Origin of the sequence: Lutibacter holmesii (assembly GCF_042679665.1) — a bacterium.
In the GTDB taxonomy this organism is placed as follows: domain Bacteria; phylum Bacteroidota; class Bacteroidia; order Flavobacteriales; family Flavobacteriaceae; genus Lutibacter; species Lutibacter holmesii.
Window position 1 is genome coordinate 443647 of the sequence record NZ_JBHTMV010000003.1, and the last position, 26403, is coordinate 470049.

The window sequence follows — 26403 nt, forward strand, 5'->3', positions numbered from 1 at the left end:
TTATGCAATTATTCTCCAAACCTGTGCTACAATAAAACATACTGTAAAACCTAAAATAATAGGTAGTATACTAGCAACAGTAGTCCATTTTACACTTTTTGTTTCTTTGTAAATAGTATAAATAGTTGTACTGCACGGGTTGTGTAATAAACTAAAAAGCATCACGTTAATAGCTGTTAATAAAGTCCATCCTCCAGCTCTTAATATATCTCCAGTTGCTGAAACAGATTCTAATTCAAACATCACCCCATTTCCTTCTCCAACACCTGCAATTGAAGCGCTCATTACGGTTAGCATTAAAATTGTTGGAATTACAATTTCATTCGCAGGAATCGCAACAATGTACGCAAGCAGAATTACTCCGTTTAAACCAAGTAAGAACCCAAAACCATCTAAATTTACAATCAACCAATTTGCAATAGTAGTATCTCCAATAGTAACATTTGAAATTAACCAAATTATTGCTCCTGCTGGAACAGCAAAAAGACATGCTCTCCATAAAACAATAAGTGTTCTATCAATTAAAGAGGTGTAAATTGTTTTCCAAAATACAGGTGGTCGGTAAGGTGGTAATTCTAAAGTAAAAGAAGAAACTTCTCCTTTTAACATTGTTTTTGAAAGAAATAATGAGACTAAAAAGGTGACTACAATTCCTAATAATGCAATTCCAATTACAGCTAATGTTGAAATAGCACCAGCAAAATTTTGAGGAACTAAGGCTCCAATAAATATAGAAGCAATAAGTATTTGTGTTGGCCAACGACCATTACATAATGAAAAATTATTGGTAATAATTGCTATTAAACGTTCTCTTGGACTGTCAATAATACGAGTGGCAACAACACCAGCAGCATTGCATCCAAAACCCATACTCATAGTAAGCGCTTGTTTTCCATGCGCTCCAGATTTTTTAAATAAATAATCTAAATTAAAAGCAACTCTTGGTAAATATCCAAAATCTTCTAATAGTGTAAATAATGGAAAAAATATTGCCATTGGCGGAAGCATTACTGCAATTACCCAGGCTAATGCTAAATAAACACCGTCAAATAAAAAGCCACTTAACCACCAAGAAAATCCAAAAGTTTCCCCTATACCTTTTAACCAAGGATAAATGGTTCCTATTAATAAGTCAGCTAATAAACCAGATGGGTAATTAGCACCAATAATGGTGAGCCATAATACAATAGACAGGATAGCAACCATAATAGGAAAACCCCATAGTTTGCTAGTTACAATTTTATCCAAACTTCGGTCAAACCTAAAGTGTTTTTTGTCACCATTTTTATGAACTGAATTTTGAGCAATGGTAGCGGCATCTGCATAAATACCTTCCGTTAATTTATCGTGAAAACCTTCGCCAATTTCCCATTTTAAATCATTACTGGTATTTAATATTTTCTGTGTATTCATGGTAATAGCTTCTATTTATTCAGTAATAAATTCACCTGTTTTAACAGCTTCAATAATGCGTTGATCTCCATCAAGTAATCGCAAGGCAATCCACCTGCTGTTAGGCAAATTAGGAAATTCGGCTTCTATTTGTAAACGTAATTTTTCAATGGCTGCATTTATTTTTTTTGGAACATTTTTAATGCGATGCGGTTTGCATTTTATTTCTCCGCTAGCCACTTGACTTACTGTTTTTAAAAGTTCTGGAATTCCTTTTTTAGACCGTGCACTGGCAGGAACAACGGGAATTCCTAGGTCTCTTGCTAAAGTTCTTTCGTCAATTTCTATTCCTAAACGTTTTGCTTCATCCATTAAGTTTAAGCACAAAACAGCTTTGTCTGTAATTTCTAAAATTTGCAATACCAAATTTAAATTTCGTTCCAATCTACTGGCATCTACAACAATAATAGTAACATCAGGTTTTCCAAAAAGAATAAAGTTTCTTGCTACTTCTTCATCTTGTGAGGTTGAAAGCAGCGAATATGTACCTGGTAAATCAACTAATTTATATTTTTTATCGTTGTAACTATATCCACCTTCAGCACGAGTAACGGTTTTTCCAGGCCAGTTTCCTGTGTGTTGTCTCAATCCTGTTAAGGCATTAAAAACGGTACTTTTACCTGTGTTTGGGTTTCCTGCTAACGCAACTACAAAATCAGTATCATCTATATTGATACCTAATTTTTTTAAGTTAGAAGCTTGGTTTAAATCACAGCCTTCACAAGCGCTTTTAGTTGATTGTTGCATAGTTGTTAACTTTTTCAATTAATATAAATTTGGCTTGTTCGTTTCTAATGGCAATTGCTGTGTCTCTAACTAAATAAGCTCTTGGATCTTTCATAGGACTTGTTAAGTCAACTTCAATTAAAGAATTGTTTACAAAACCTAAATCCAATAATCTTCTACGTATTTCACCTCTACATTCTCTGGAAATTCCTATTATTTTTGCTTTTTCGTGTGCTTTTAAATTTGAAAGTCTAAAAGTATCTTCTTCAGAAATTTCTTCTTTTAACAATTCAACAATTGTAATGTTGTTGGCAACAATAGGAGCTAAAATATATTCTTCACCTTCTGAATGAAATACAATTCGCTTTTGGTTATTTTCAACAATACGTATATGAGACCCAATACGTAAATCTTCAGCTAGTATTTGTTTGTAAATAATATCTGGTTCATCTTCTATATGAACAATGGTTGCAATGGTACCTTCTTCAAATGTTGGTAGTGGTTTTCCTTGTAGTTTTTCAATGGTACCAGCAGCAGTTGGTATGGGATCTCCATGAGGGTCAAATCTTGGGTTTCCTAGGTGATTCGCTAATTCTTGTGCTTGCTCAGAGTCTAATTTATGTTCCATTTCCTCTGCTATTTCGTGCCAGTCTTTTTTGTTAAACCCAGTTTTTTCAGAAAGATATTTTTCCCATAATCTATGCACACGTATAATTCTAAGTGCATAGTCCATTCCGGTTTCGTTTAGTTTTATATCTCCATTTTCAAAATGAATGAGCTCTTTTTGTTTCATATCATCAATGGTAGTTAATACCTTTTGGGGACTAGCATTTAAAGAGTTGATGATATCGTTGCTGTTTAAAGATTTTCCACTGTCTTCAGCGTGATACAATTTTTTTAAAATGTCTTCAATAAGAACCTTAGAGTCATTTTTAAAACTATTTTGAAGCCTCCAAAATAAACCTGTTTTTGGATAAAATAAGATTAAAAGTAGTAGTACTACTATTCCGAATACAATTAAATATATTACTGGGTTTGTCATGGTCTTATTTTATAGTTACAAATACGTTTTCACATATTTTTTTTGAAAGCGTTAAGGTGTTTTCTTGTTGTAATTTCACTGTTACAGAATCATCAAAATCAAATTTATCAAGTATCGTTATTTCAGAATCAAGGGTTAACGCGTGCTTGTCTAAAAATTGTAATAAAGATTTTGAATTGTCTTTTACAGTGGCAATTTTATATAAAACGCCTTCTTTGGCATTGCTAAGTAATACTGTTTCTTTAATATTTAAATTTCCTTTTGAATCAGGAATTGGATCTCCATGCGGATCGTGTGTTGGGAAATTTAAAAAGACTTCTAATTTGTCAATTAAGGAATTAGATTTTATATGTTCTAATTGCTCTGCAATATCGTGTACTTCGTCCCAATTGTAATTTAGTTTTTCTACTAAAAACACTTCCCAAAGTCGGTGTCTTCGCACAATTTTAAGGGCGATACTCTTTCCTTCAGTTGTTAGTTTTACACCTTTATATTTTTCGTAATTCACTAATTTTTTATCAGCTAATTTCCGAAGCATATCTGTAACAGATGAGGCTTTAGTAACTAAACTTTTAGAAATTAAAGTTGTACTCACGTTTTTAACGTGAGATGCTTCTATGTGATAAATAGCTTTTAAATAATTTTCTTCTGTTTGAGATAGCACAAATAATAATTTTAAACAAATTTAGATAAAATATTTTAAATCAATAAATTATTTTTTAGAAGGTTAGAATTAATAATTTAGTCTTCGTTAAATAGAAATTTAGACAAGTCTAAAAATAATAATTACATTTGTAAAAAAAATAAAGAATTTTGAAAAATATTATAGGAGGTTTATTGTTGTTTTTAATGCAGTTTGGTTTTGCTACTGAAGGAGGTGTATTAAAAGGGAAGATTATAGACGAGATTGGCGGTGTGCCGGGAGTTACCGTTCAAATAAAAAATACCAGTTACGGTACAACAACTAATTCTAAAGGAGAATATAGTTTTACTGTGCCTAGTGGAGAGCTAATTGTAGTAATTAGTTCACTTGGGTTTAAAACGGTAGAAATAAAGGTTAAAATTGAAACGAATCAAGAGTTTATTTTAAATAAAAAGTTAGAAGAAGATGTTTTTGGCTTAGATCAAATTGTGGTTACGGGAACAAAAACATTTAAAAGACAAACGCAATCTCCAATTATTGTGAGTGTTATAGATAGTCAAATGTTAACCAATGTTCAGGCATGTAATTTATCGGAAGGATTGAAATTTCAACCTGGATTACGTGTGGAAACAGACTGCCAAACGTGTAATTATACACAATTGAGAATGAATGGTTTGGCTGGTGGGTATTCGCAAATATTAATCAATGGTCGCCCGGTTTTTAGTCCGTTAACAGGTTTGTATGGTTTAGAGCAAATACCTCAAAATATGATTGAGCGCATTGAAGTTGTACGTGGTGGAGGTTCTGCATTGTACGGTTCTAGTGCTATTGGTGGTACTGTAAATGTATTGACCAAAGTTCCAAAGGAAAATTATTTTAATGTTGGCTATACTTTTCAAAGTATTGATGGGTCGGCTTCAGATCATATGTTAAACGGAAATGCAACGCTACTTACAAAGAATGAAAATGCAGGTGTTTCTTTTTTTATTAGTCAACGTAATAGAGAATACTACGATGCTAATGACGATAATTTTTCTGAATTACCTGAATTGAAAAACGATTCCTACGGAATAAATATGTTTTTCTTACCAACGGAAAATCAAAAAATAGAATTGAGTTTAACTAGTATGAATGAATATCGTTATGGTGGAGAAATGGTTGATGGACCACCTCATTTTTCCTTGCAAGCTGAAGAGCGTACACATAACGTGTTGGTAGGAACGTTAGATTATCAGCTGAATTTTAATGAAGACAATTCTTCTTTTATTACATATATGTCCGCCCAAAAAACAGATAGAGATCATTATACAGGGATACGTCCTGAATTACCCGAGGATTCAGAGGAAGATATTTTAAATCATTATGCAAATCCACCTTACGGAATTTCTGAAGTGTCTACTTGGCAAGCCGGAGCTCAATTAAATCATCGGTTTTTAGATTTTTTACACGGCGAAAATGTTGTTACAGCTGGTTTAGAGTATGTTGATGATGTGGTTTATGATGAAATTGAAGCATATAATTATTTAATAGATCAAAAAACAACCAATTTTGGAATGTTTTTACAAAGCGATTGGGAAATTTCAAATGCATTTAATTTACTCTTAGGAATACGTGGAGACAAGCACAATTTGTTAGATAACATGGTGTTTAGCCCAAGAGTTTCTATGTTGTATAAGTTAAAAAAAACAACACAATTTAGGTTAACTTGGGGAACTGGTTTTAGAGCGCCACAAGCTTTTGATACCGATTTGCATATTGCGTTTGCAGGAGGTGGAGTGTCTAGAATTTCATTATCACCAAATTTACAAGAAGAAAAATCGAGTAGTTTTAGTGGTTCTGTAAATTATGATAAATCTTCTGAAAAATTTATTGCAGGTTTTACAGTTGAAGGATTTTATACGCATTTAAAAGATGCATTTTATTTAGAACCTATTGGGTCTGATGATTTTGGTTTGTTGTACGAGAAAAGAAATGGAGATGGTGCCATTGTTAAAGGAGGAACTATAGAGTTAAGAGGGAATTATAATAAAAAAGTACAGTTAGAATTGGGTTTAACGGCACAATCTAGTAAATATGATAGTACAGTTTCGTATTCTGAAACGTTGGAACCTACACGAAAATTTTTGAGAACACCAAATGTGTATGGATATTCTACATTAACTTATACACCTACGCCAAAGTTCAATGCTTCATTAAATATGGTGTATACAGGTTCAATGGAAATTGTGCATTTGGCCGGTGCTCCTGAGCAAGAATTTGACGCGTATGTAACTTCAAACCCTTTTACCGAATTAAGTTTTAAAGCCGGATATATTTTTGAAATTGCTTCTTTAGGAACAGGATTAGAATTTTTTGGAGGAATTAAAAATGTGTTAAATGCGTATCAAAGTGATTTTGATTCAGGGAAAAATAGAGATAGTAATTATGTGTATGGTCCAGCAATGCCAAGAACCTATTTTATGGGTGTAAAAATTGGTTCTTTTTAAGAAATAATTCATCTTAAGTAAAAGGCTTTTAGTAATTTTAACGTATGAATATAGTAATTTATGGAACCGGAGGCATAGGTGGTTATTTTGGTGCTCGATTGGCACAAGCAGGAAATAATGTAACGTTTATTGCTCGTGGAAAACAGTTAGAAGCAATTCAAAAAAATGGGTTGCAATTAAAAAGTGTAAAAGGAGATTATTTACTAAAGCCGGCCGTAGCAACAAATGATATTTTTGAAGTTAAAGAGATTGATGTAATATTAATTTGTACAAAAACTTGGCAGTTGGCTGAAGTTGCTAAAACAATTAAACCAGTATTGAACGAGAATACAGTTGTAATTTCATTGTTAAATGGATGTGATAATCATGAAGTTTTGAGTTCAATAATTGATAAAAAACACGTGTTAGGTGGCTTGTGTAAAGTAGTTAGTTTTGTAGAAGATTATGGAGTTATAAATCACGTTGCTTATGAACCAACTATTGTTTTTGGGGAATTAAACAATACAAAAACCAACCGAGCTTTAGAATTGAAGAATACCTTAGTAAATGCAGGAATTAAAACAGTTTTAGCAAACGATATTCAAAAAGAAATATGGACTAAGTATTTATACATAACTACCGTTAGTGCTATGGGAGCATTAACAAGAGCCACTCATGGAGAAATGTTGGCTTCACCATATATAAAAAATATGCTATTGCAAACTGCTCAAGAAATTCTTGAGGTTGCAAAAGCAAAAGGTGTAAACTTACCTGGTGATATTATTCAAAAACAATTTGATATTATTGAATCGTTGCCATATGAAACTACGGCTTCTTTACAGCGAGATATTATGAACGGAAAACCTTCAGAGTTAGAAGCTCAAAATGGGACAATTGTTAGATTGGGTAAAGAGTTGGGTGTGGCAACGCCTGTAAATGAGTTTATTTATTACACTTTGCTTCCGCAGGAAAAAAAAGCAAGAGGTTTAAGCTAATTTTGCTTTAGGTTTTTTACTAATTAAAAAAACACCCGCAATTACTAAAATAGAGCTTATTATTTTGGTTAAACTTATGTCTTGTGCATACGCTTCATTTCCTATAACAAAAGCATACAAACTCACCATTACAAAACTAACAACAGGTTGCAAATAAATATAACTTCCGTTTACTGAAGGTGCAACTTTTGTTAATGCATAAATATTAAATAAATAAGTTAAAAAGGTGGTTGCAAACAATACAAAAGCAATTACTAAGTACGTATTTAAAGTAAAAGCTTCAAAATTTGTGGCTCTAAAGTCGTTAAAACCAACAGGAATCATAAATAAAAACCCAATTAAAAACACCCAACTAATTACAGTTATTGGATGATATTTTTTCATTAATGGTTTTACATAAACTAAATAGAATGCGTAAAATATGGCGTTTGAAAAAATTAACATATTTCCTAAAAAAGTACTGGTTCCTTCATTTTTGTTTCCATATAAAATAAGCAACAAAGCACCGGTTCCACCAATTATAATTCCTACAATTTTTGTGCGTGTAATTTTTTCTTTCAGTATAAAATAACTGAAAATTAAAACCAAAACAGGAACCGAAGTGTAAATAATTGAGGCGTCAATGGGAGAAGTTAAATTTAGACCATGAAAATAAAGCAGCTGATTAATGGCAATACCTAAAATACCACAAACAATAAGTCTAAAATAATCTTCTTTGTCTATTTTTTCTTTAATAGTGAATTTAAGAATCCAAAATAAGATACTTGCACCTAAAATTCTTAGAAAAATAAAAGCCGTTGGGCCTAATTTTTCAGGCATTATATCTTTAGCTATTAAATGGTTCATTCCATAAATAACATTGGCGCCAAGTAGTGCTAAATGTGCTTTGTAGTTTTGTTTATTCACTAATAAAAATGATTAATGAGCGCGAAAGTAATCAATATTCTGAAATTTAAAGGCTTTAAAAATGAGCTGTGTTTATTTATTTTAAAAGGCTTTAACAAAAAATTAATACTATTTGGTGTATGAAATGCTATTTTTTGCAGACAAAGCTCAAAATTAATATTCTAATTAAAATTATTAAAATGAAAAAAAATGTACTATTTGTTGCTGTTTTAGCAATCGCACTACTGTTTACCAATGAAATGTCTGCTCAAAAATTTGCAAAATTAGACAAAAGTCCAATGGATGCCGCAGCTTATCCTTCAAGTTATAAGGAATCAAACAAAATGGTAAAGGTTATTTATAGTCGTCCGCAATTAAAAGGAAGAACTGTTGAAAAATTAGCTCCAGCTGGTAAAGTTTGGAGAACAGGAGCAAATGAAGCTGTTGAAATTACTTTTTATAAAGATGTGACTTTTGGTGGTGAAGTTGTAAAAGCTGGTAAATACACGTTGTTCACCATTCCAAATGAAAATGAATGGACAGTTATTTTAAGTACTGCTGAAAATGTTTGGGGATCTTATTTTTATAAAGAAGCTGAAGACGTTGTTAGAGTAAAAGGAGCTGTTTCAAAATCAGATGAATTGATTGAAGCTTTTTCTATAGCTTTTGACGGAAAGGATAATGATGCAACTATGTACTTTGGTTTTGGAAATACAATTGTTACTGTTCCTGTAAAAGGATAATTAGTTTACTTTAGATATTAAAACGGCGTAAACCTTGGGTTTTACGCCGTTTTTTAGTTAAAAAAAGTTCTAACTAGTTTCTAAAATAAACACTTTACTGTTTTCTTTTTAAAACGTAACTTTGCGCTTTTAAAAAATGAAAAATTAGGATGGAATATAATTTTAGAGAGATAGAAGCAAAATGGCAACAGTATTGGGCAAAAAACCAAACGTTTAAAGCCGAAAACATATCTGAAAAACCAAAGTTTTACGTGTTAGATATGTTTCCTTACCCATCAGGAGCTGGGCTTCATGTTGGGCATCCACTAGGTTATATTGCGTCTGATATTTATGCACGTTATAAGCGTCACAAAGGTTTTAATGTAATGCATCCGCAAGGGTACGATTCTTTTGGATTGCCAGCAGAGCAATATGCTATACAAACTGGGCAACATCCTGCGGTTACAACAGAAGCTAATATTAAAACGTATAGAAAACAATTAGATAAAATTGGATTTTCTTTTGATTGGTCACGAGAAGTAAGAACGTCAGATCCTAGTTATTACAAATGGACACAGTGGATTTTTATTCAATTATTTGAGTCGTATTATTGTAAAGATGCAGATAAAGCAAAACCTATTTCAGAGCTATCAGCTATTTTCATGGCTGAAGGAAATGCAAAAGTAAATGCGGTTTGTGATGAAAATGTTGAAATTTTTACTGCATTAGCTTGGAAAGGGTTTTCAGAAGAAAAACAACAAGAAATATTATTACAATACCGTTTAACGTTTTTATCTGAAACGGAAGTAAACTGGTGTCCTAATTTAGGAACTGTACTTGCAAATGATGAAATTGTAAACGGAGTTTCAGAGCGTGGTGGTCATCCTGTAGTTCGTAAAAAAATGATGCAATGGAGTATGAGAATTACTGCATATGCACAACGATTATTAGACGGATTGGATAAGGTAGATTGGCCACAACCGTTAAAAGATTCGCAAACATACTGGATTGGAAGATCTGAAGGTGCTATGGTTGATTTTAATGTTGATGGATTTGAAAACGATAAAATTTCAGTTTTTACTACGCGTCCTGATACTATTTTTGGTGTTAGTTTTATGACATTGGCGCCAGAACATGAATTGGTTTCTAAAATTACAACAGAAGCACAAAAAGACGCGGTTGAAGCCTACCAAAAAGCTACTGCAAAACGTAGTGAGCTAGAACGTATGGCCGATGTAAAAACTATTTCGGGAGTATTTACAGGTGCGTATGCAATACACCCTTTTACAGGTGATAAAATTCAAATTTGGATTGGTGATTACGTGTTGGCAGGTTACGGAACAGGTGCAGTAATGGCGGTTCCTTGTGGTGATGAGCGTGATTACGCATTTGCAAAACATTTTGAATTAGAGATTCCAAATATTTTTGAAGGCGTTGATATTTCTGAAGAAGCTTGTTCAACAAAAGAAGGTGTAAAAATTGCAAATTCCGATTTTTTAAATGGTTTATCGTACAAAAAAGCGATGAAAAGAATCATTTATGAAATTGAAGAAAAAGGATTTGGTTATGGTAAAATAAATTACAGATTGCGTGATGCTGTTTTTAGTCGTCAACGTTATTGGGGAGAACCTTTTCCGGTATATTACAAAAACGGAATGCCACAAATGATTGACAAAGCTTATTTGCCAATTGTATTACCTGAGGTTGAAAAGTATTTACCTACGGAAGATGGAAAGCCGCCATTAGGAAATGCAACTGTTTGGGCTTGGGATACTGTTAAAAATGAGGTTGTTTCAAATGATGAAATTAATGGTAAAACTGTGTTTGCTTTAGAGTTAAATACTATGCCAGGTTGGGCAGGAAGTTCACAATATTTTAACCGTTATATGGACCCTTCAAATAGCGAGGATATCTTTTCGCAAGAAACGGTAAATTATTGGCAAGATGTAGATTTATACATTGGTGGAAGTGAGCACGCAACAGGGCATTTATTGTATGCTCGTTTTTGGCAAAAATTTATGTTTGATAGAGGTTTTGTTCCAAATGATGAGTTTGCTAAAAAGTTAATTAACCAAGGAATGATTACCGGTACTTCAGCTTTTGTGTATAGAGTTGAAGGTGAAAATAAATTTGTTTCAAAAGGATTAATAGGAGATTTAAAAGTACAACCAATTCATGCCGATGTTTCTTTTGTAAATACATCTGATGAATTAGATGTTGAAGCATTCAAAAATTGGAGAGCTGAATATAAAGATGCTGAATTTGTATTAGAAGGCGATAAATATGTTGTTGGTCGTGAGGTTGAAAAAATGTCAAAATCTAAATACAATGTTGTTAATCCTGATACTATTTGTGAAGAATATGGCGCAGATAGTTTACGTTTGTTTGAAATGTTTTTAGGACCTTTAGAGCAATCAAAGCCTTGGAAAACTTCAGGAATTTCAGGAGTGTACAGTTTCTTAAAAAAGCTTTGGAAATTGTATATTGTTAATGGTGAATTCTCGGTTTCTAATGAAGAGCCAACAAAAGAAGAATTTAAAACTTTACATAAAACTATAAAAAAGGTTGAAGAAGATATTGCTAATTTCTCTTTCAACACATCAGTTTCAACATTTATGATTGCTGTAAATGAATTAACAGCGTTAAAATGTAATAAACGTGCTATTTTAGAGCCATTAGCTGTAATTATGGAGCCTTATGCGCCGCATATTGCTGAAGAGTTATGGAATAAATTAGGGTATGAAACATCTGTTTCAATAGCTGATTTCCCTGTTTTTGAGCCAAAATATTTAGTGGAAAGTAGTAAAGTGTATCCGGTTTCATTTAATGGAAAAATGCGTTTCAAAATGGAATTATCTTTAGATTTAAGTAAAGATGAAATTGAAGCTGCTGCTATGGCACACGAAAAAACTAAGGAGCAACTACAAGGTAGAACACCTAAAAAAGTAATTGTTGTTCCTGGAAAAATAATCAACATTGTGGGTTAGGGTAATATTCTATTAGTAGATATTAATATTGTAGCGCTAATGTTGAGTTTTTTTATTTTTTTTTGTTTAATATTTTAAAATCCTAAAAAATGATTGTAGGTCTTCCAAAAGAAATTAAAAACAACGAGAGTAGAGTAGCATTAACTCCAGGAGGAGTTTTTGAATTAACTAAAAACAACCACACTGTTTATGTTCAAAAAGGAGCAGGATTTGATAGTGGTTTTAGTGATGATGATTATGTAAAAGCAGGCGCAACTTTATTGCCTTCAATTGAAGAAGTGTATGCAATTGCAGATATGATTGTGAAGGTGAAAGAGCCAATTGAAAAAGAATATAGTTTGGCAAAAGAAGGTCAAGTTATTTTTACGTATTTTCATTTTGCTTCAAATCAAACTTTAACAGATGCAATGGTTGCTAGTAAAGCAATTTGTATTGCATATGAAACGGTTGTTGATGATAATGGTACTTTACCATTGTTAACTCCAATGTCTGAAGTTGCTGGTAGAATGGCTGTTCAACAAGGAGCTAAGTATTTAGAAAAACCAATTAAAGGAAAAGGTGTTTTACTTGGTGGTGTACCAGGTGTACGTCCAGGAAAAGTATTAGTTTTAGGTGGTGGAGTTGTTGGTGTGCAAGCTGCTAAAATGGCTGCAGGATTGGGTGCTATTGTTAATATTTTAGATATTAACATGGATAGATTACGTTATATTAATGATGTAATGCCAAACAATGTAATAACTGAATTTTCTAGTGAGTACAATATTAGAAGACATATTAAAGATGCCGATTTAATTGTGGGAGGTGTATTAATTCCAGGAGCAAAAGCGCCAAAATTAATTACACGTGATATGTTGAAAGAAATGCAACCTGGAACAGTAATAGTTGATGTTGCTGTAGATCAAGGAGGATGTATTGAAACTACAAAACCTACAACACACGAAGATCCTATTTATATTATTGATGATGTAGTACATTACTGTGTAGCAAATATGCCAGGAGCAGTGCCTTATACATCTACAATTGCATTAACAAATGTTACGTTACCTTATGTATTGCAATTAGCAAACAAAGGTTGGGTAAATGCTTGTGAATCTAATCCAAATTTAAATAGCGGATTAAATATTGTAAAAGGAGAAATTGTTTGTGAAGACATTTTGAAATAAGAAATTTTCATAGTTTAGAAAAGCCTTCATAATTTTATGAAGGCTTTTTTTGTGTAGCTTTGTGTTTTAATTCATAAAAATGATTGATAAATTCGAATTGTTAGGTTTGGTAGCGGCTTTTTTAACCACTTCAGCCTACGTTCCTCAAGTTTATAAAACTTGGAAAACAAAATCGGCAGGTAATATTTCATTAACAATGTATATCTCCATGTTTGTGGGTATTGTTTTATGGTTAATTTATGGAATTCATTTAAACAGCTTTGCTATGATAGTTGCAAATAGTATTACTGCTATTTTAACTTTAATTATTATTGGGTTTAAAGTTCGCTATAAATAAACCTTTGGTATATTTATTGTAATTACGCAGTGAAATTATAAGTATATTTACTTCAAATTAAACCATGAGGATTAAACAGTTATCACTTCGGAATAGAATATTTTTAGCCATGATATTATTAATATTATTGGCATCAGTATTAATTGCGGCAGTTACAATTTACCAATATAAAGAACAAACAGATGAGTATAATGAAGGTAGATTACTTCGAAAAGAAGAATCTGTTAAAGCTTCTATTAATTATTGGTTCAATACGGGAAACACTTATTCTCTAGAAACAAAGAACCTTCCATATATTTTTAAAGATAAAATTTATGAAATTTCAGATATTGAAAATTTAGAAATCAATATTTATGAGTTGGAAGGAAAATTGGCAATTAGTTCGCATGCAGGTTTTGTACAAAGTGATGCGCCTAAAATGTTATCAGACTCTATTTTAAATGAAATTTATTCAAACTATCAACACAGGTCTGTAAATACTAAAACAATTGAAGGTAATAGTTTTCAGTCTTCATACACTTATATTACCGATAATAAATTTATGCCAATTGGAATTTTAAACTTACAGTATGTACAAGATAACACCGCTCAAGATAAAGATTTAGAAGAGTTTCTAATGCGTATGGCTTATGTGTACGCTTTAATGTTTTTGTTTGCTATAGGATTGGCTTATTTTATTTCTAGTTACATTACAAGGTCTATAAAAGCGGTAACAGATAAAATGACACATACGCGTTTGAACAAGCGCAATGAAAAAATTATATTGAAAGATGCCAGTACTGAGATTTTTACTTTGGTAAACGCCTACAACGCAATGGTTGATGAGTTAGAAGAAAGTGCAGTTAAATTGGCAAAGAGCGAACGCGAGCAAGCTTGGAGAGAAATGGCTAAGCAAGTGGCACATGAAATTAAAAATCCGCTTACTCCAATGCGTTTAACAGTGCAAAGTTTTCAACGTAGATTTAATGCTGAAGATCCTGAAATTTACGATAAAATTAACGAGTATAGTAAAACATTAATTCAGCAAATAGACACTATGAGTTCTATTGCTTCGGCTTTCTCAAATTTTGCAAAAATGCCTACTCAAAGTAAAGAACAGCTAAATGTTGTAGATGTTGTTAAGCATGCGTTAGATATTTTCACTGAAGATTATATTTCCTTTTTTCCAAAGAAAGAAGAAATTGTTGCTGAATTAGATAAAACCCAATTAATTAGAATGGTTACCAATTTGGTGAAGAACGCAACACAAGCGCTAGATGAAGTAGAGCATAAAAAAGTTGAGGTTTCCGTAGCTGAAGAAAATGAAAATGTAATTATTTTAGTTTCTGATAATGGTAAAGGAATTTCAGTTGAAGATGAAGATAAAATTTTTGAACCAAAATTTACAACAAAATCAAGTGGAATGGGGTTAGGATTGCCTATGGTTAAAAATATTATAGAAACGTATAACGGAAGTATCACTTTTACCTCACAACTAAATAAAGGAACAGTTTTTAGAATTGTAATACCAAAAAAATAACATCATGGATTTTGAAAATGTATTGATTGAGCAGCATACTAATTTAGCAATTGTTACAGTTAACAGACCCAAAAAATTAAATGCATTAAATACGCAAACTATTAAAGAGTTGCATACTGCATTTAAACGGTTAGATGAAAATACTGAAATTAAAGTGATTATTGTAACAGGTAGCGGTGAAAAAGCTTTTGTTGCAGGTGCAGATATAAAAGAATTTTCTGATTTCACTGTTGAAGAAGGTACTGAGTTGGCACGAAAAGGACAAGAGCTTTTGTTCGATTTTGTTCAAAATTTAGGAACACCAGTAATTGCAGCTGTAAATGGTTTTGCACTTGGTGGCGGATTAGAATTAGCTATGGCGGCACATTTTAGAGTTGCAAGCAGTAATGCTAAAATGGGATTGCCTGAAGTTAGTTTAGGTGTAATTCCAGGTTATGGTGGTACGCAACGTTTGTCTCAATTAGTTGGAAAAGGAAAAGCTATGGAAATGATTATGACAGCCAATATGATTTCGGCTGAGGAAGCAAAAGATTGGGGTTTGGTGAATTATGTTGTTGAACAAATTGATTTGTTGCCTTTATGCAAAAAGTTAGCAGGTAAAATTACAAACAATTCATCTGTGGCAATTGCAGCTGCAATTAAATCTGTAAATGCTAATTATACCAATTGCGTAAACGGATATAGTGTAGAAATAGAGAACTTTGGATTGAGTTTTGGTACCAATGATTTTAAAGAAGGAACAACCGCTTTTTTAGAAAAGCGAAAACCTAATTTTGAATAAAAAACACAAAATAAAATAGGAGAGGTTATTTTAAACCATTCCATTCATTATAAAACTGCTGAAGAAAAGTTTCCATGTATTGGTGGCGTTCTTCGGCAATTTTTTTACCAGATTTGGTGTTCATTTTATCTTTTAGTAAAAGTAGTTTTTCATAAAAATGATTGATTGTTGGTGCATCAGATTTTTTATACTCTTCTTTGGTCATATTCAAATTTGGTTGAATTTCAGGATTGTATAAAGCTCTATTTTTAAATCCACCGTAATTAAAACAACGCGCAATACCAATTGCCCCAATAGCATCTAATCTATCTGCATCTTGCACAACATCTAATTCTGCAGATTTAAAGGTTTGTGTAAAATTACCGCCTTTGTAAGAAATATTTGAAATAATTTGTTGTACGTGAACAATAACAGTTTCTTCTACTTGTTGACTTTCTAAAAATTCACGTGCTACTTTTGGACCAATAGTTTCGTCTCCATTATGAAATTTAGAATCGGCAATATCATGTAAAAGCGCACCTAATTCAACAATAAATTCATCAACTTGTTCATTTTTAGCAATTAATTTTGAATTGTTCCAAACGCGTAAAATATGAAACCAGTCGTGACCGCCTTCAGCATGTTCTAAAGTAGTTTTTACAAAAGTTTCAGTATTGGCAATTATCTCTTTTTTATTCATAGGTTAAAAATAAAAAATCCATTCAATTATGAATGGATTTTTCTCAATACTTTATATTGAAATATCAATACTGTTTTTTAACAAAACTCATCGTAAGCTCCTGCTAAATTTGCAGCAATAACTTCTGCTGATCTTCCTTCAATATGGTGACGTTCTAGCATATGTACTAAAACTCCGTCTTTAAACAATGCAATTGCTGGTGAAGATGGAGGAAAAGGAATCATATGTTCGCGTGCTTTTTGTGTAGCTTCTGCATCTACTCCTGCAAATACTGTAACTAAATTGTTTGGTACTTTGTCAAACTCTAATGAAGCAATTGCTCCTGGACGACACGTTCCTGCTGCGCAACCACAAACAGAGTTTACAACTACCAATGTAGTTCCTTCTTTTTCTAATACGGCATCAACTTCTTGCGCTGTATGTAATGATGTAAAACCTTTGTTTTCTAATTCTTCTTGCATTGGTTTTACTAATTCTGGTGGGTACATATTTTTGTTTTTTTTAGTTAGACGTAATTATTGCTACAAACGTACATAATTTTTTGTATTGAACAACACTGGTTTTTATAGGTTTTTTAAATGATTTGATATGAAATAGTTATAGCTGTTAATGTTAAAGTTTATAAATACTTTAACAACTGTAGTGTTGAAACATTTTATGATTGCTAACTATAACATGTATATTTGAAAATTATTTAAAAAAAATATGGGAAATTTTATAAAATGGTTAGGTGCCGGATTAGGTTTTGCAGTTGCAGGGCCAATAGGTAGTATTTTAGGTTTTGTGGTTGGAAATTTTATTGATGGTTTTTCAAAGGCCGATATTGAGCAAGCTAAACAATTTAGTTCTTCTAGTAGAAATGTGCAATCTGGAGATTTTGAAATAAGTTTATTATTACTTTCTGCTGAAGTTATTAAAGCTGATGGAAAAGTAGATGAGCGTGAATTAGCGTTTGTAAGAGATCACTTTAAACGAATGTATGGTGCAGAACGTGCAAACCACGCGTTTAAATTGTTTAAAGGGTTTATTAAGAATAATAAAATTTCAGTTAGACAAGTTTGTTTACAAATCCGACAAAACTTAACACATGCATCTCGTTTACAATTGTTACATTTTTTATTTGGAATTGCCAAAGCTGATGGAAATGTAAGTGAAAACGAAGTACAGGCTATTAAAACAATTGCAGGTTATTTATACATTAGTCAACATGATTTTGAATCTATAAAAGCTATGTTTTACAATAGTTCAGATAGTGCTTATAAAATATTAGAGATTGATAAAACAGCTTCAAATGATGAACTTAAAAAAGCTTATAGAAAAATGGTGAAAAAATACCATCCAGATAAGTTGCAGCATTTAGGTGATGAACACGTAAAAGGTGCTGAAGATAAATTTAAGCAAGTTCAAAAAGCGTATGAGCAAATACAAAAAGAAAGAGGATTGTAATTTTTTTAAATTTAGTGTGACCTTTTAAATAAAGTGGTGTCATATAAGTAGTTGGTTAAATAATGGAGTAAATGTGGGACCCCAAAAATTGTAGCCCCAAAAAATTTGAAAAGCACCTTTTAAAGGTGCTTTTTTCATGTTAAATATGTTGAAATATCTACAGGGCCTTCAATTACGGTTTTTACAATTTGAAGCATTCCATTTTGTGAAGTAATGGTATGCCATTTTATAAGTGATATTTGCAAGTTTACGATTTCAATTCCGGTAATAAATCTTGGGTGAACACAGCTTCCATCATTAAAATATGGCAATTCCCCAGGTTTAGGAAACTTTGGCCTGTGCGTGTGACCAGCAATAACCATTTGGTTATTATTTGTAGCAATCCATCGTTCTAAATTACGTTCTACACGCACTAAATCTCTATAGTTTTTTGCAGGGCTTGCCGGATTTTTAATTCCTACAATTTGAAGTGGCGACCATAAAACTTTAACTAAAAACCGATTGAATTTCCAAAAAACATAATTAAATAAATCGGCTTGATGACCGTGAATTAATAAAATATCTTTTTTTAGTCCTTCAACTTTTAAAATAATACTTTCTTCAAATGTGCTATTTTTTAGTAAATCAATAGTTTCATTAGTTTGATGGTCTACATAACTGTCAAACATTTTTTTTGCCATTTTTGGTTTTCGTAAAACCATATCGTGGTTTCCCCAAATAATATGCAACCTATCATCTAAATGAAATTTTTTCATAAGAAGAAATATATCTTTGTGCGCTTCAAAAATATCTTTAAAACTATTGTTTTCCCATAGCTCAATACCATCGCCCAATTGTGCATAAGTATAACCCTGCTCATTGTAAGTTCTTAATGCGTGATGAAAAATATTTCTATTGTGCGCAAAGTCATCAGCATAGTTGTTATTTCCCTTATGAATATCACTAAATAGTATAAATTTCGAGTTAGAATTTATCGGTATTTTTTTTGCATTGCTATAGGCTCTTGAAAGTATTTTTTTTAGAATTCTATACATTGTTTTGAAGCTTAAATAAACAGTGAGTTAAAGCTACAAAATTCAATGATTTGTCTTAATAATTTTTTGCTATTTATAACAATGATATTTTGAAGAAAATACGTAATTTCGCAAACTAATTGAATTCAAGGTAAAAATGAGTAAAAAATTCAGAGAATATAAGGGTTTGAACCTCACTAAGGTAGCAGATGAGACTTTAGCGTTTTGGGAAAAAGAAAATATTTTTGAAAAAAGTATTTCAACAAGAGATGAAAATAAACCATTCGTATTTTTTGAAGGACCACCTTCAGCAAACGGTTTGCCAGGAATACACCACGTTATGGCACGTGCGATAAAAGATATTTTTTGTCGTTATAAAACCTTACAAGGTTTTCAAGTAAAGCGTAAAGCCGGTTGGGATACACACGGATTGCCAATTGAATTAGGTGTTGAAAAAGAATTAGGAATTACCAAAGAAGACATTGGAAAAAAAATAACGGTTGAAGAGTACAACCAAGCATGTAGAACTGCTGTAATGCGTTATACTGATGTTTGGAATGACCTTACAAAACGTGTTGGGTATTGGGTAGATATGGAAGATCCATATGTAACATACAAACCAAAATACATGGAAACTGTTTGGTGGTTATTAGCTCAAATGCATAAGAAAGGATTGATTTATAAAGGATATACAATTCAGCCTTATTCACCAAAAGCTGGTACAGGTTTAAGTTCTCACGAATTAAACCAACCAGGAACGTACCAAGATGTTACAGATACCACAGCTGTTGCACAATTTAAAGCCGTAAAAAATACCTTGCCTGCAATGTTGCAAAATGTTGAAGGTGATATTCACTTTTTAGCTTGGACAACAACACCTTGGACCTTACCTTCAAACACCGCTTTAACCGTTGGTAAAAAAATAGATTATGTATTGGTAAAATCTTTTAACCAATACACTTTTGAGCCTATTACAGTTATTTTAGCGAAGAATTTAGTTGGAAAACAGTTTGGTAAAAAGTTTGTAGCAGTTGAAAATGAAGCAGATTTAGCTACTTATAAAGCAAACGATAAAAAAATTCCATTCATTGTAGTTCAAGAATTTAAAGGTGCTGATATTTTAGAATCTAGATATGAGCAGTTATTGCCATACGTGCTTCCTTATCAAAATGCAGAAAATGCATTTAGAGTAATTGCCGGAGATTTTGTAACTACTGAAGATGGTACAGGTATTGTACATACCGCTCCAACTTTTGGTGCAGATGATGCTTTGGTAGCAAAACAAGCAAGTCCTGAAGTACCACCAATGTTGGTGTTAGATGATAATGGAAACCCTGTTCCTTTAGTTGATTTACAAGGTAAATTCACCAAACATATGGGTGATTTAGCAGGTAAATATGTAAAAAATGAATATTACAATGATGGTGAAGCTCCTGAGCGTTCATTAGATGTTGAAATTTCAATTCAATTAAAAGAAGAAAATAAAGCATTTCACGTAGAAAAGTATCGTCACAGTTATCCACATTGTTGGAGAACTGATAAGCCAATTTTGTATTACCCGCTAGATTCTTGGTTTATTAAAGTGACTGATAAACGAGACCAAATGTTTGATTTGAATGAAACTATTAACTGGAAACCAAAATCTACCGGAGAAGGTCGTTTTGGAAACTGGTTGAAAAACGCAAACGATTGGAATTTATCTCGTTCACGTTATTGGGGAATACCTTTGCCAATTTGGAGAACTGAGGATGGAACCGAAGAAATTATTATTGGTTCTGTTGAAGAACTAAAAGCCGAAATGAAAAAATCAGTAGCGGCTGGTTTTATGAAAGAAGATATTTTTGCTGAATTTGAAGTTGGAAATATGAGTGAAGAAAACTATGATAAAATAGATCTTCATAAAAATGTTGTGGATGGCGTAACGTTGGTTTCTGCAAAAGGTCAACCAATGAAACGTGAAAGCGATTTAATTGACGTTTGGTTTGATTCTGGTTCTATGCCTTATGCACAATGGCATTACCCGTTTGAAAATAAAGAATTAATTGACGAAAAGAAATTTTTCCCTGCAGATTTTATTGCTGAAGGAGTAGATCAAACACGTGGATGGTTTTATACGCTACACGCCATTGGAACAATGGTATTTGATTCTGTAGCCTATAAAAACGTGGTGTCTAACGGTTTGGTGTTAGATAAAGAAGGTAAAAAAATGAGCAAGCGTTTAGGAAATGCCATTGATCCTTTTGAAACCATGGATAAATACGGTGCAGATGCTACACGTTGGTATATGATTTCAAATGCAAATCCTTGGGATAACTTAAAGTTTGATATTGATGGAATTGATGAGGTTCGTAGAAAATTCTTTGGAACTTTATACAACACTTATTCATTCTTCTCATTATACGCAAATTTAGATAACTTTACGTATGCTGAAGATGAAATAGCAATACAAGAAAGACCAGAAATTGACCGTTGGATTTTATCTGAATTAAATACATTGATAAAAAATGTAGAGAAGTTTTACGAAGAATATGAACCAACAAAAGCAGCACGTGCAATTCAAGAATTTGTAGGTGAAAATTTAAGTAACTGGTTTGTTCGTTTAAGTAGAAGACGTTTTTGGAAAGGTGATTATGGTCAAGATAAAATCTCAGCTTATCAAACATTATATACTTGTTTATTAACAGTTGCAAAGTTAGGTGCACCTATAGCTCCTTTCTTTATGGATAATTTATATAAAGATTTAATCTCAGTTTCAGAAAAAGAAAACTTTGAGTCTGTACATTTAGGTGAATTTCCTGCATACAATGAAAGTTTGGTTGATAGCAAGTTAGAACACAAAATGCAACAAGCTCAAAAAATCTCATCAATGGTATTATCATTGCGTAAAAAAGAGATGATAAAAGTGCGTCAGCCGTTGCAACGTATAATGATTCCTATATTAGATGAAAAAGATAGAGAAGAAATTTTAGCTGTTGAAAACTTAATAAAATCGGAAGTAAACGTAAAAGAAATTGAGCTAATTGATGATGCTTCAGGAATTTTAGTGAAGACCATAAAGCCTAATTTTAAGGTACTTGGACCACGATTTGGTAAAGACATGAGGTTTGTTGCTCAAGCTGTTCAAAATTTAACACAAGAAGATATTGCAATTGTTGAAAAACAAGGAGAAATTTCTATAGAGATCAATGAAAAAGTTGTAAATTTAACGCAAGCTGATGTGGAGATTACTTCACAAGATATTGAAGGTTGGCTAGTAGCAAATCAAGGTGGTTTAACAGTTGCTTTAGATGTTACAATTACTGATGATTTACGAAAAGAAGGAAACGCACGTGAGTTGATAAACAGAGTTCAAAACTTACGTAAAGATTCTGGTTTAGAAGTAAATGACAGAATAAAATTAAGCATTCAAAAAAATGAGATTTTAGAAAACTCAATTGCAGCGAATGAAGCATATATAAAAGCAGAAACTCTTACAAATGAGTTAGTCTTTTTGGAAGAAATAGAAGAAGGTACTGAGATTATCTTTGATGATGTGAATACCAAAATATTAATTGAAAAATTGTAAATTATGGACGAAAACAATAGATATAGCGAAAACGACTTGGCCGAGTTTAAAGAAATAATTCAACAAAAAATAGCAAATGCAGAACAAGATCTAGCTTTGATTAAGAGTGCATTTAAAAACGACAGTAATAACGGTACAGACGATACTTCACCTACATTTAAAGCCTTTGAAGAAGGTTCTGAAACAATGTCTAAAGAAGCGAATGTACAGTTAGCTATTAGACAAGAAAAGTTTATAAGAGATCTAAAAAATGCCTTAATGCGTATTGAAAATAAAACGTATGGCGTTTGCCGTGTTACAGGTAAGTTAATTCAAAAGGAGCGTTTAAAATTAGTTCCTCATGCAACTTTAAGTATTGAAGCTAAAAGAATGCAATAATTATTAATAGTAAAATATTTTAAAAGAAAGCTTTCAAAAAACGAAGGCTTTCTTTTTATGTTATTTAAGAAAATTTATTCCATTGAAAAAATCAATCATACTTATAATTCTAATTTTAGCCATTGATCAAATTAGTAAAATTTATATAAAAACTAATTTTTTATACGGTGAAGAAGTGGTGGTTTTTGACTGGTTTAAAATTCATTTTATTGAAAATAATGGAATGGCTTGGGGCGCTGAATTTGGCGGAAGAGCAGGAAAATTATTTTTAACAATTTTTAGATTATGTGCCATAACTGGTATTGGATATTGGTTGTATAAATCTATAAAAAACCAGGCGCATACAGTTTTAATAATTGCTGTTTCTCTAATTTTTGCTGGTGCAATGGGAAACATAATTGACTCTGTTTTTTACGGTGTTATTTTTAATACACCTTATAACGAAGTAGCAACCTTGTTTCCTGAAAAACCTTACGGTGAACTATTTTTTGGAAAAGTAGTTGATATGCTATATTTCCCTATTTGGAGCGGAGATTTACCAAGTTGGATTCCTTTTTGGGGAGGAAAACCATTTACTTTTTTTAATGCTATTTTTAATGTAGCTGATACTGCAATTTCTATAGGTGTTGGATTATTAGTTATTTTTAATAAAAAAGCATTTCCAAAAGAAGATTAGTTACAGCACATTGTAAAATCTTAATCTCTATAGTTTAAGGCAGGAGCTCTTGTTCCTAATAGCGGTATATATTTAAAATCTGGCCCTCTTTTTTCTAAGAATTCTTTTTTAGCCTTTTCAATTAATACTGGATTTTCAAATAATTCTATTGCGGTAAGAGCAATAGTTTTAGCAGCAACCATCATACCTTTATTACCAATGCTTGTACCACCAGTAGCAACCGCTTGCCAACTATGTGCTGGAGTTCCAGGAACCCAGGTTGCAGTAGACATTCCTGCTGTTGGAACGGTAAAACTTACATCACCAACATCGGTAGAGGCAAAAGCTTTTGCTTCTGTTTTATAAGGTTGAATATCTTTTGCTTTCGCTTCGTTAACTTCTTCATAACCTAAAGTTTTTGCAATTTTATCAGCGAATATTTTTTCTTCTGGAGTGTATTCAATTCCGCCTATTTTAGTAAGGTTGTCGTACATTAATTTTTGAAGTGTTAGGTTAGGTAATAATTCGTGTGTACCACCAATCATTTCATAATCCATTGTTGTTCCTGTACCCAAAGCAGCACCTTCTGCAGCTTTTACCATACGATCAAAAATACCCATTACCACATCTCTTTTTTCGTGGCGAACGTAATAGTATACCTCGGCAAAATCTGGAACTACATTTGGTGCTTTTCCACCATCTGTAATTACATAATGTATTCTTGTTGTTTCAGGAATGTGCTCGCGCATCATATTTACCATATAATTCATAGCTTCAACAGCATCTAACGCCGAACGTCCTTTGTGCGGTGCTGCTGCAGCGTGAGCGGAAACACCATGAAAACGAAATTTAGCAGATTTATTTGCCAAAGCCGCTCCTGCATTAGCGGAGTTTTGAGATCCTGGATGCCAGTGTAAAACCACATCAGCATCATTAAAAAGGCCTTCACGAACCATATAAACCTTTCCAGAGCCACCTTCTTCAGCAGGTGTCCCATAAAACCGAATGGTTCCTTTTGTGTTGGTCTCTTTCATCCAATTTTTTATAGCTATGGCCGCCGCTGTTGAAGCAGTACCAAATAAATGATGCCCACACGCGTGACCAGCTTCTTTATGAGCTGTTTTTTTCTCTGCAACACGTTCTTGAGATAAACCTGGTAAAGCGTCAAACTCTCCTAAAATACCTATCACAGGAGATCCACTTCCATATTCAGCTATAAATGCGGTAGGAATTCCAGCAACACCTTTTTCAATTTTAAATCCTTCATCTTTTAATGTTTTTTGCAATAAAGCACTACTTTTTTCTTCTTTGTATCCCATTTCGGCTAAATCCCAAATGGTTTGAGCAATTTCACCATAAGATTCGCTTTTAAGATCCAAACTGTTTAAAACGTCTTGGGTTTTATCTTGTGCTGAAATTATGTTGATTAAAAATAGGCTGAAAATGCTTACGCTGATTAATTTTTTTATTGTGATAATCATAATGAAACGTCAATTTTGTTTTGATAAAACAGGGTAATCTAAGAAAAGGTTAAATATAATTAAATAAAATGAACGTTTAAATTTATTTTAGAATAAAAATATATTTATGTTAATATGATTCATTTTCAATAAAAATCTTTTCTAAATAGAGTATGTTAAGGTCTAATTTCTTTTAGTTTTTTAACCAATTGTGTTTTTATGGCTTCGTTTGAAGTACTTAAAGGCAATCTATTTTGGCTAAGTAAATTTATAGTTTCAAAAGGATCTTCATTTAAATTGTATAAAGCTTCTGAACCATCATTAAATATCATGTATTTATGTGTGTTATTTCTAATGGTTGCATTTAAATCATCTTCAGCATATGCAAATTCTCTAGTTTCAGAAGATGAATTTGAAAAGGTTGTATAAAAACTTTGACTATCGTGAATTTTATCAACTTTTATTCCTGCAATGTTTGCAATAGTTGCAAATAAATCTGTTGTATTTATTAATGTATTTTCTACCGTATTTACTCTTGTTACGTTTTTACCTGCAATTATCATTGGAATGTTAATTCCACCTTGGTATAAAGAACCTTTAACTCTTCTTGTATTATATTCTTGTGCAACTTGATTTGGAGTACCGTTATCACCAATAAAAATAATAACGGTATTTTCTTTTGCTTCTTCAGTTAAAGTGCTTAAAAGTCTTCCAAATTCTGTGTCTACCGCTTCAAGAGCTGCTAAGTAATAAGGCAGCGGATTGGTGTCAATACTTATTTGGTCGGTAGGTAAATTTCCTTGTGTGTGTAAATTTGATGGTGGTAAGTGAAATGGGTCGTGTGGAGCGCTGTATGCTAGCCATAAAAACCATGGTTTTGTTTGTTGTTCAATCCAATTAATGGCTGTGTTTGTATATGCAGTGGTATTGTAGGTTGTTGAAACTGATTGTGTTCCGTTTTCTGTAAATTTCCAGTTCCAATAATCACTTATTGCGCCATTTAATGTTCCTGCATAATATTTAACGCCCATATTTTCAGGGTGATTTTTATTGTTTGACAAATGCCATTTACCAATTACGGCAGAAGCATAGGTGCCATTTAAATTGGTGTCTATATAGGTTTGAAGTGATGTTTCTGTAGTGCTTAACGTGTTATTAACAATCAAAACACCATTATTAATACCGTATTTACCTGTTAAAATGGTGGCTCTTGTTGGTGAACATGTTGGGTTAGCCCAAACATTGTTATAAGTAATGCCTGTATTTATTAAAGTTTGAAGATTTGGCATTACTGGTTTTGTTGTTCCAATGGAATAGCCCGGAGAGGCATCTAAACCCATATCATCAGCAATTACCAATAAGATATTTGGTTGTGAGGTTGTTATAACTGTGTCAAGCTCAATAAAGTCATTAGTGTTGTCTGAACAAGAAACCAGAATAGTTAATGTAATAAATAAGGCTACTTTTTTAATATAACGCATAGTAATTGA

Annotated in this window: 20 protein-coding genes and 1 pseudogene; 12 read left to right on the plus strand and 9 right to left on the minus strand. The window is 32.2% G+C overall.

Annotated features, from left to right (window positions below):
* The 3 genes and pseudogenes from feoB to ACFQ5N_RS04745 form a co-directional block, all read right to left on the minus strand.
* A pseudogene (gene feoB, locus ACFQ5N_RS04735) lies at positions 1-2199 on the minus strand (ferrous iron transport protein B).
* Positions 2183-3220, minus strand: a complete 1038-nt coding sequence (locus ACFQ5N_RS04740) for a metal-dependent transcriptional regulator (RefSeq protein ID WP_386808176.1) — start codon at positions 3218-3220, stop codon at positions 2183-2185. The pseudogene feoB and the gene ACFQ5N_RS04740 overlap by 17 nt, the downstream one beginning before the upstream one ends.
* Positions 3221-3224: 4 nt before the next feature.
* Entirely contained in the window at positions 3225-3884 is a 660-nt protein-coding gene (locus ACFQ5N_RS04745; protein WP_386808178.1) for a metal-dependent transcriptional regulator, read from the minus strand.
* A gap of 149 nt (positions 3885-4033) precedes the next feature.
* Between ACFQ5N_RS04745 and ACFQ5N_RS04750 the strand changes: the two genes are divergently transcribed.
* Both ACFQ5N_RS04750 and ACFQ5N_RS04755 read left to right on the plus strand, forming a co-directional pair.
* Positions 4034-6349, plus strand: coding sequence for a TonB-dependent receptor (locus ACFQ5N_RS04750; protein ID WP_386808180.1), 2316 nt, complete (start codon positions 4034-4036; stop codon positions 6347-6349).
* 44 nt (positions 6350-6393) lie between these two features.
* On the plus strand, positions 6394-7323 hold the full coding sequence (locus ACFQ5N_RS04755) for a ketopantoate reductase family protein (protein WP_386808182.1): 930 nt from the start codon (positions 6394-6396) through the stop codon (positions 7321-7323).
* On the opposite strand, the gene ACFQ5N_RS04760 is transcribed toward ACFQ5N_RS04755, so the two are convergent.
* Positions 7315-8229, minus strand: coding sequence for a DMT family transporter (locus ACFQ5N_RS04760; protein ID WP_386808184.1), 915 nt, complete (start codon positions 8227-8229; stop codon positions 7315-7317). The genes ACFQ5N_RS04755 and ACFQ5N_RS04760 overlap by 9 nt on opposite strands.
* Before the next feature lie 179 nt (positions 8230-8408).
* Here ACFQ5N_RS04760 and ACFQ5N_RS04765 point away from each other — a divergent pair, with 179 nt between their 5' ends.
* The 6 genes from ACFQ5N_RS04765 (at position 8409) to ACFQ5N_RS04790 (ending at position 15717) form a co-directional block, all read left to right on the plus strand.
* On the plus strand, positions 8409-8951 hold the full coding sequence (locus tag ACFQ5N_RS04765; RefSeq protein WP_386808186.1) for a DUF2911 domain-containing protein: 543 nt from the start codon (positions 8409-8411) through the stop codon (positions 8949-8951).
* Between the two features lie 149 nt (positions 8952-9100).
* Positions 9101-11917 carry a leucine--tRNA ligase gene (gene leuS / locus ACFQ5N_RS04770; RefSeq protein ID WP_386808188.1) on the plus strand — a complete coding sequence of 939 codons (2817 nt, stop codon included), beginning with the start codon at positions 9101-9103 and terminating at the stop codon, positions 11915-11917.
* Positions 11918-12006: 89 nt separating this feature from the next.
* Positions 12007-13080, plus strand: a complete 1074-nt coding sequence (gene ald, locus ACFQ5N_RS04775; protein ID WP_386808191.1) for an alanine dehydrogenase — start codon at positions 12007-12009, stop codon at positions 13078-13080.
* Between the two features lie 79 nt (positions 13081-13159).
* Entirely contained in the window at positions 13160-13417 is a 258-nt protein-coding gene (locus ACFQ5N_RS04780) for a SemiSWEET family sugar transporter (protein WP_386808193.1), read from the plus strand.
* 109 nt (positions 13418-13526) lie between these two features.
* Positions 13527-14936 (plus strand): sensor histidine kinase, encoded by a 1410-nt coding sequence (locus tag ACFQ5N_RS04785; RefSeq protein ID WP_386808195.1) that lies wholly within the window; start codon positions 13527-13529, stop codon positions 14934-14936.
* A gap of 4 nt (positions 14937-14940) precedes the next feature.
* Positions 14941-15717: an enoyl-CoA hydratase/isomerase family protein gene (locus tag ACFQ5N_RS04790; protein ID WP_386808197.1), complete on the plus strand. Its 777-nt coding sequence runs from the start codon at positions 14941-14943 to the stop codon at positions 15715-15717.
* A gap of 25 nt (positions 15718-15742) precedes the next feature.
* Here ACFQ5N_RS04790 and ACFQ5N_RS04795 read toward each other — a convergent pair whose 3' ends face one another.
* Together ACFQ5N_RS04795 and ACFQ5N_RS04800 are read right to left on the minus strand one after the other, a co-directional pair.
* Positions 15743-16396, minus strand: a complete 654-nt coding sequence (locus ACFQ5N_RS04795) for an HD domain-containing protein (protein WP_386808199.1) — start codon at positions 16394-16396, stop codon at positions 15743-15745.
* Between the two features lie 77 nt (positions 16397-16473).
* Positions 16474-16884 (minus strand): BrxA/BrxB family bacilliredoxin, encoded by a 411-nt coding sequence (locus tag ACFQ5N_RS04800; RefSeq protein WP_386808201.1) that lies wholly within the window; start codon positions 16882-16884, stop codon positions 16474-16476.
* A gap of 217 nt (positions 16885-17101) precedes the next feature.
* Here ACFQ5N_RS04800 and ACFQ5N_RS04805 point away from each other — a divergent pair, with 217 nt between their 5' ends.
* Positions 17102-17842, plus strand: coding sequence for a TerB family tellurite resistance protein (locus tag ACFQ5N_RS04805; RefSeq protein ID WP_386808203.1), 741 nt, complete (start codon positions 17102-17104; stop codon positions 17840-17842).
* Positions 17843-17976: 134 nt separating this feature from the next.
* Here ACFQ5N_RS04805 and ACFQ5N_RS04810 read toward each other — a convergent pair whose 3' ends face one another.
* Positions 17977-18876 carry a metallophosphoesterase gene (locus ACFQ5N_RS04810; RefSeq protein WP_386808205.1) on the minus strand — a complete coding sequence of 300 codons (900 nt, stop codon included), beginning with the start codon at positions 18874-18876 and terminating at the stop codon, positions 17977-17979.
* Positions 18877-19012: 136 nt separating this feature from the next.
* Between ACFQ5N_RS04810 and ileS the strand changes: the two genes are divergently transcribed.
* The 3 genes from ileS to ACFQ5N_RS04825 all read left to right on the plus strand — a co-directional run bounded on the left by ileS (position 19013) and on the right by ACFQ5N_RS04825 (position 23474).
* Complete coding sequence (gene ileS, locus ACFQ5N_RS04815; protein WP_386808206.1) at positions 19013-22420, plus strand: isoleucine--tRNA ligase; 3408 nt, start codon at positions 19013-19015, stop codon at positions 22418-22420.
* A 3-nt stretch (positions 22421-22423) separates the two neighbouring features.
* Entirely contained in the window at positions 22424-22798 is a 375-nt protein-coding gene (locus ACFQ5N_RS04820; protein WP_386808207.1) for a TraR/DksA family transcriptional regulator, read from the plus strand.
* 76 nt (positions 22799-22874) lie between these two features.
* A complete protein-coding gene (locus ACFQ5N_RS04825) occupies positions 22875-23474 on the plus strand; it encodes a lipoprotein signal peptidase (RefSeq protein WP_386809024.1) in 600 nt (199 codons plus the stop codon).
* Between the two features lie 20 nt (positions 23475-23494).
* Here the strand turns inward: ACFQ5N_RS04825 and ACFQ5N_RS04830 are convergent, their stop codons facing one another.
* Both ACFQ5N_RS04830 and ACFQ5N_RS04835 read right to left on the minus strand, forming a co-directional pair.
* The gene (locus ACFQ5N_RS04830) at positions 23495-24934 is read right to left on the minus strand and encodes an amidohydrolase (protein ID WP_386808208.1); all 1440 of its coding nucleotides are present in this window, start codon (positions 24932-24934) and stop codon (positions 23495-23497) included.
* Between the two features lie 155 nt (positions 24935-25089).
* Positions 25090-26394 carry a sulfatase-like hydrolase/transferase gene (locus ACFQ5N_RS04835; protein ID WP_386808209.1) on the minus strand — a complete coding sequence of 435 codons (1305 nt, stop codon included), beginning with the start codon at positions 26392-26394 and terminating at the stop codon, positions 25090-25092.
* Positions 26395-26403: the final 9 nt, after the last annotated feature.

Bases quoted from the DNA above. Each gene is read 5' to 3' on its own strand.
- ileS (WP_386808206.1), top strand. From the start codon at position 19,013: ATGAGTAAAAAATTCAGAGAATATAAGGGTTTGAACCTCACTAAGGTA.
- ACFQ5N_RS04790 (WP_386808197.1), top strand. From the start codon at position 14,941: ATGGATTTTGAAAATGTATTGATTGAGCAGCATACTAATTTAGCAATT.
- ACFQ5N_RS04765 (WP_386808186.1), top strand. From the start codon at position 8,409: ATGAAAAAAAATGTACTATTTGTTGCTGTTTTAGCAATCGCACTACTG.
- ACFQ5N_RS04780 (WP_386808193.1), top strand. From the start codon at position 13,160: ATGATTGATAAATTCGAATTGTTAGGTTTGGTAGCGGCTTTTTTAACC.
- ACFQ5N_RS04740 (WP_386808176.1), bottom strand. From the start codon at position 3,220: ATGACAAACCCAGTAATATATTTAATTGTATTCGGAATAGTAGTACTA.
- ACFQ5N_RS04800 (WP_386808201.1), bottom strand. From the start codon at position 16,884: ATGTACCCACCAGAATTAGTAAAACCAATGCAAGAAGAATTAGAAAAC.
- ald (WP_386808191.1), top strand. From the start codon at position 12,007: ATGATTGTAGGTCTTCCAAAAGAAATTAAAAACAACGAGAGTAGAGTA.
- ACFQ5N_RS04830 (WP_386808208.1), bottom strand. From the start codon at position 24,934: ATGATTATCACAATAAAAAAATTAATCAGCGTAAGCATTTTCAGCCTA.
- ACFQ5N_RS04785 (WP_386808195.1), top strand. From the start codon at position 13,527: ATGATATTATTAATATTATTGGCATCAGTATTAATTGCGGCAGTTACA.
- ACFQ5N_RS04755 (WP_386808182.1), top strand. From the start codon at position 6,394: ATGAATATAGTAATTTATGGAACCGGAGGCATAGGTGGTTATTTTGGT.
- ACFQ5N_RS04810 (WP_386808205.1), bottom strand. From the start codon at position 18,876: ATGTATAGAATTCTAAAAAAAATACTTTCAAGAGCCTATAGCAATGCA.
- ACFQ5N_RS04795 (WP_386808199.1), bottom strand. From the start codon at position 16,396: ATGAATAAAAAAGAGATAATTGCCAATACTGAAACTTTTGTAAAAACT.
- ACFQ5N_RS04805 (WP_386808203.1), top strand. From the start codon at position 17,102: ATGGGAAATTTTATAAAATGGTTAGGTGCCGGATTAGGTTTTGCAGTT.
- ACFQ5N_RS04820 (WP_386808207.1), top strand. From the start codon at position 22,424: ATGGACGAAAACAATAGATATAGCGAAAACGACTTGGCCGAGTTTAAA.
- leuS (WP_386808188.1), top strand. From the start codon at position 9,101: ATGGAATATAATTTTAGAGAGATAGAAGCAAAATGGCAACAGTATTGG.
- ACFQ5N_RS04835 (WP_386808209.1), bottom strand. From the start codon at position 26,394: ATGCGTTATATTAAAAAAGTAGCCTTATTTATTACATTAACTATTCTG.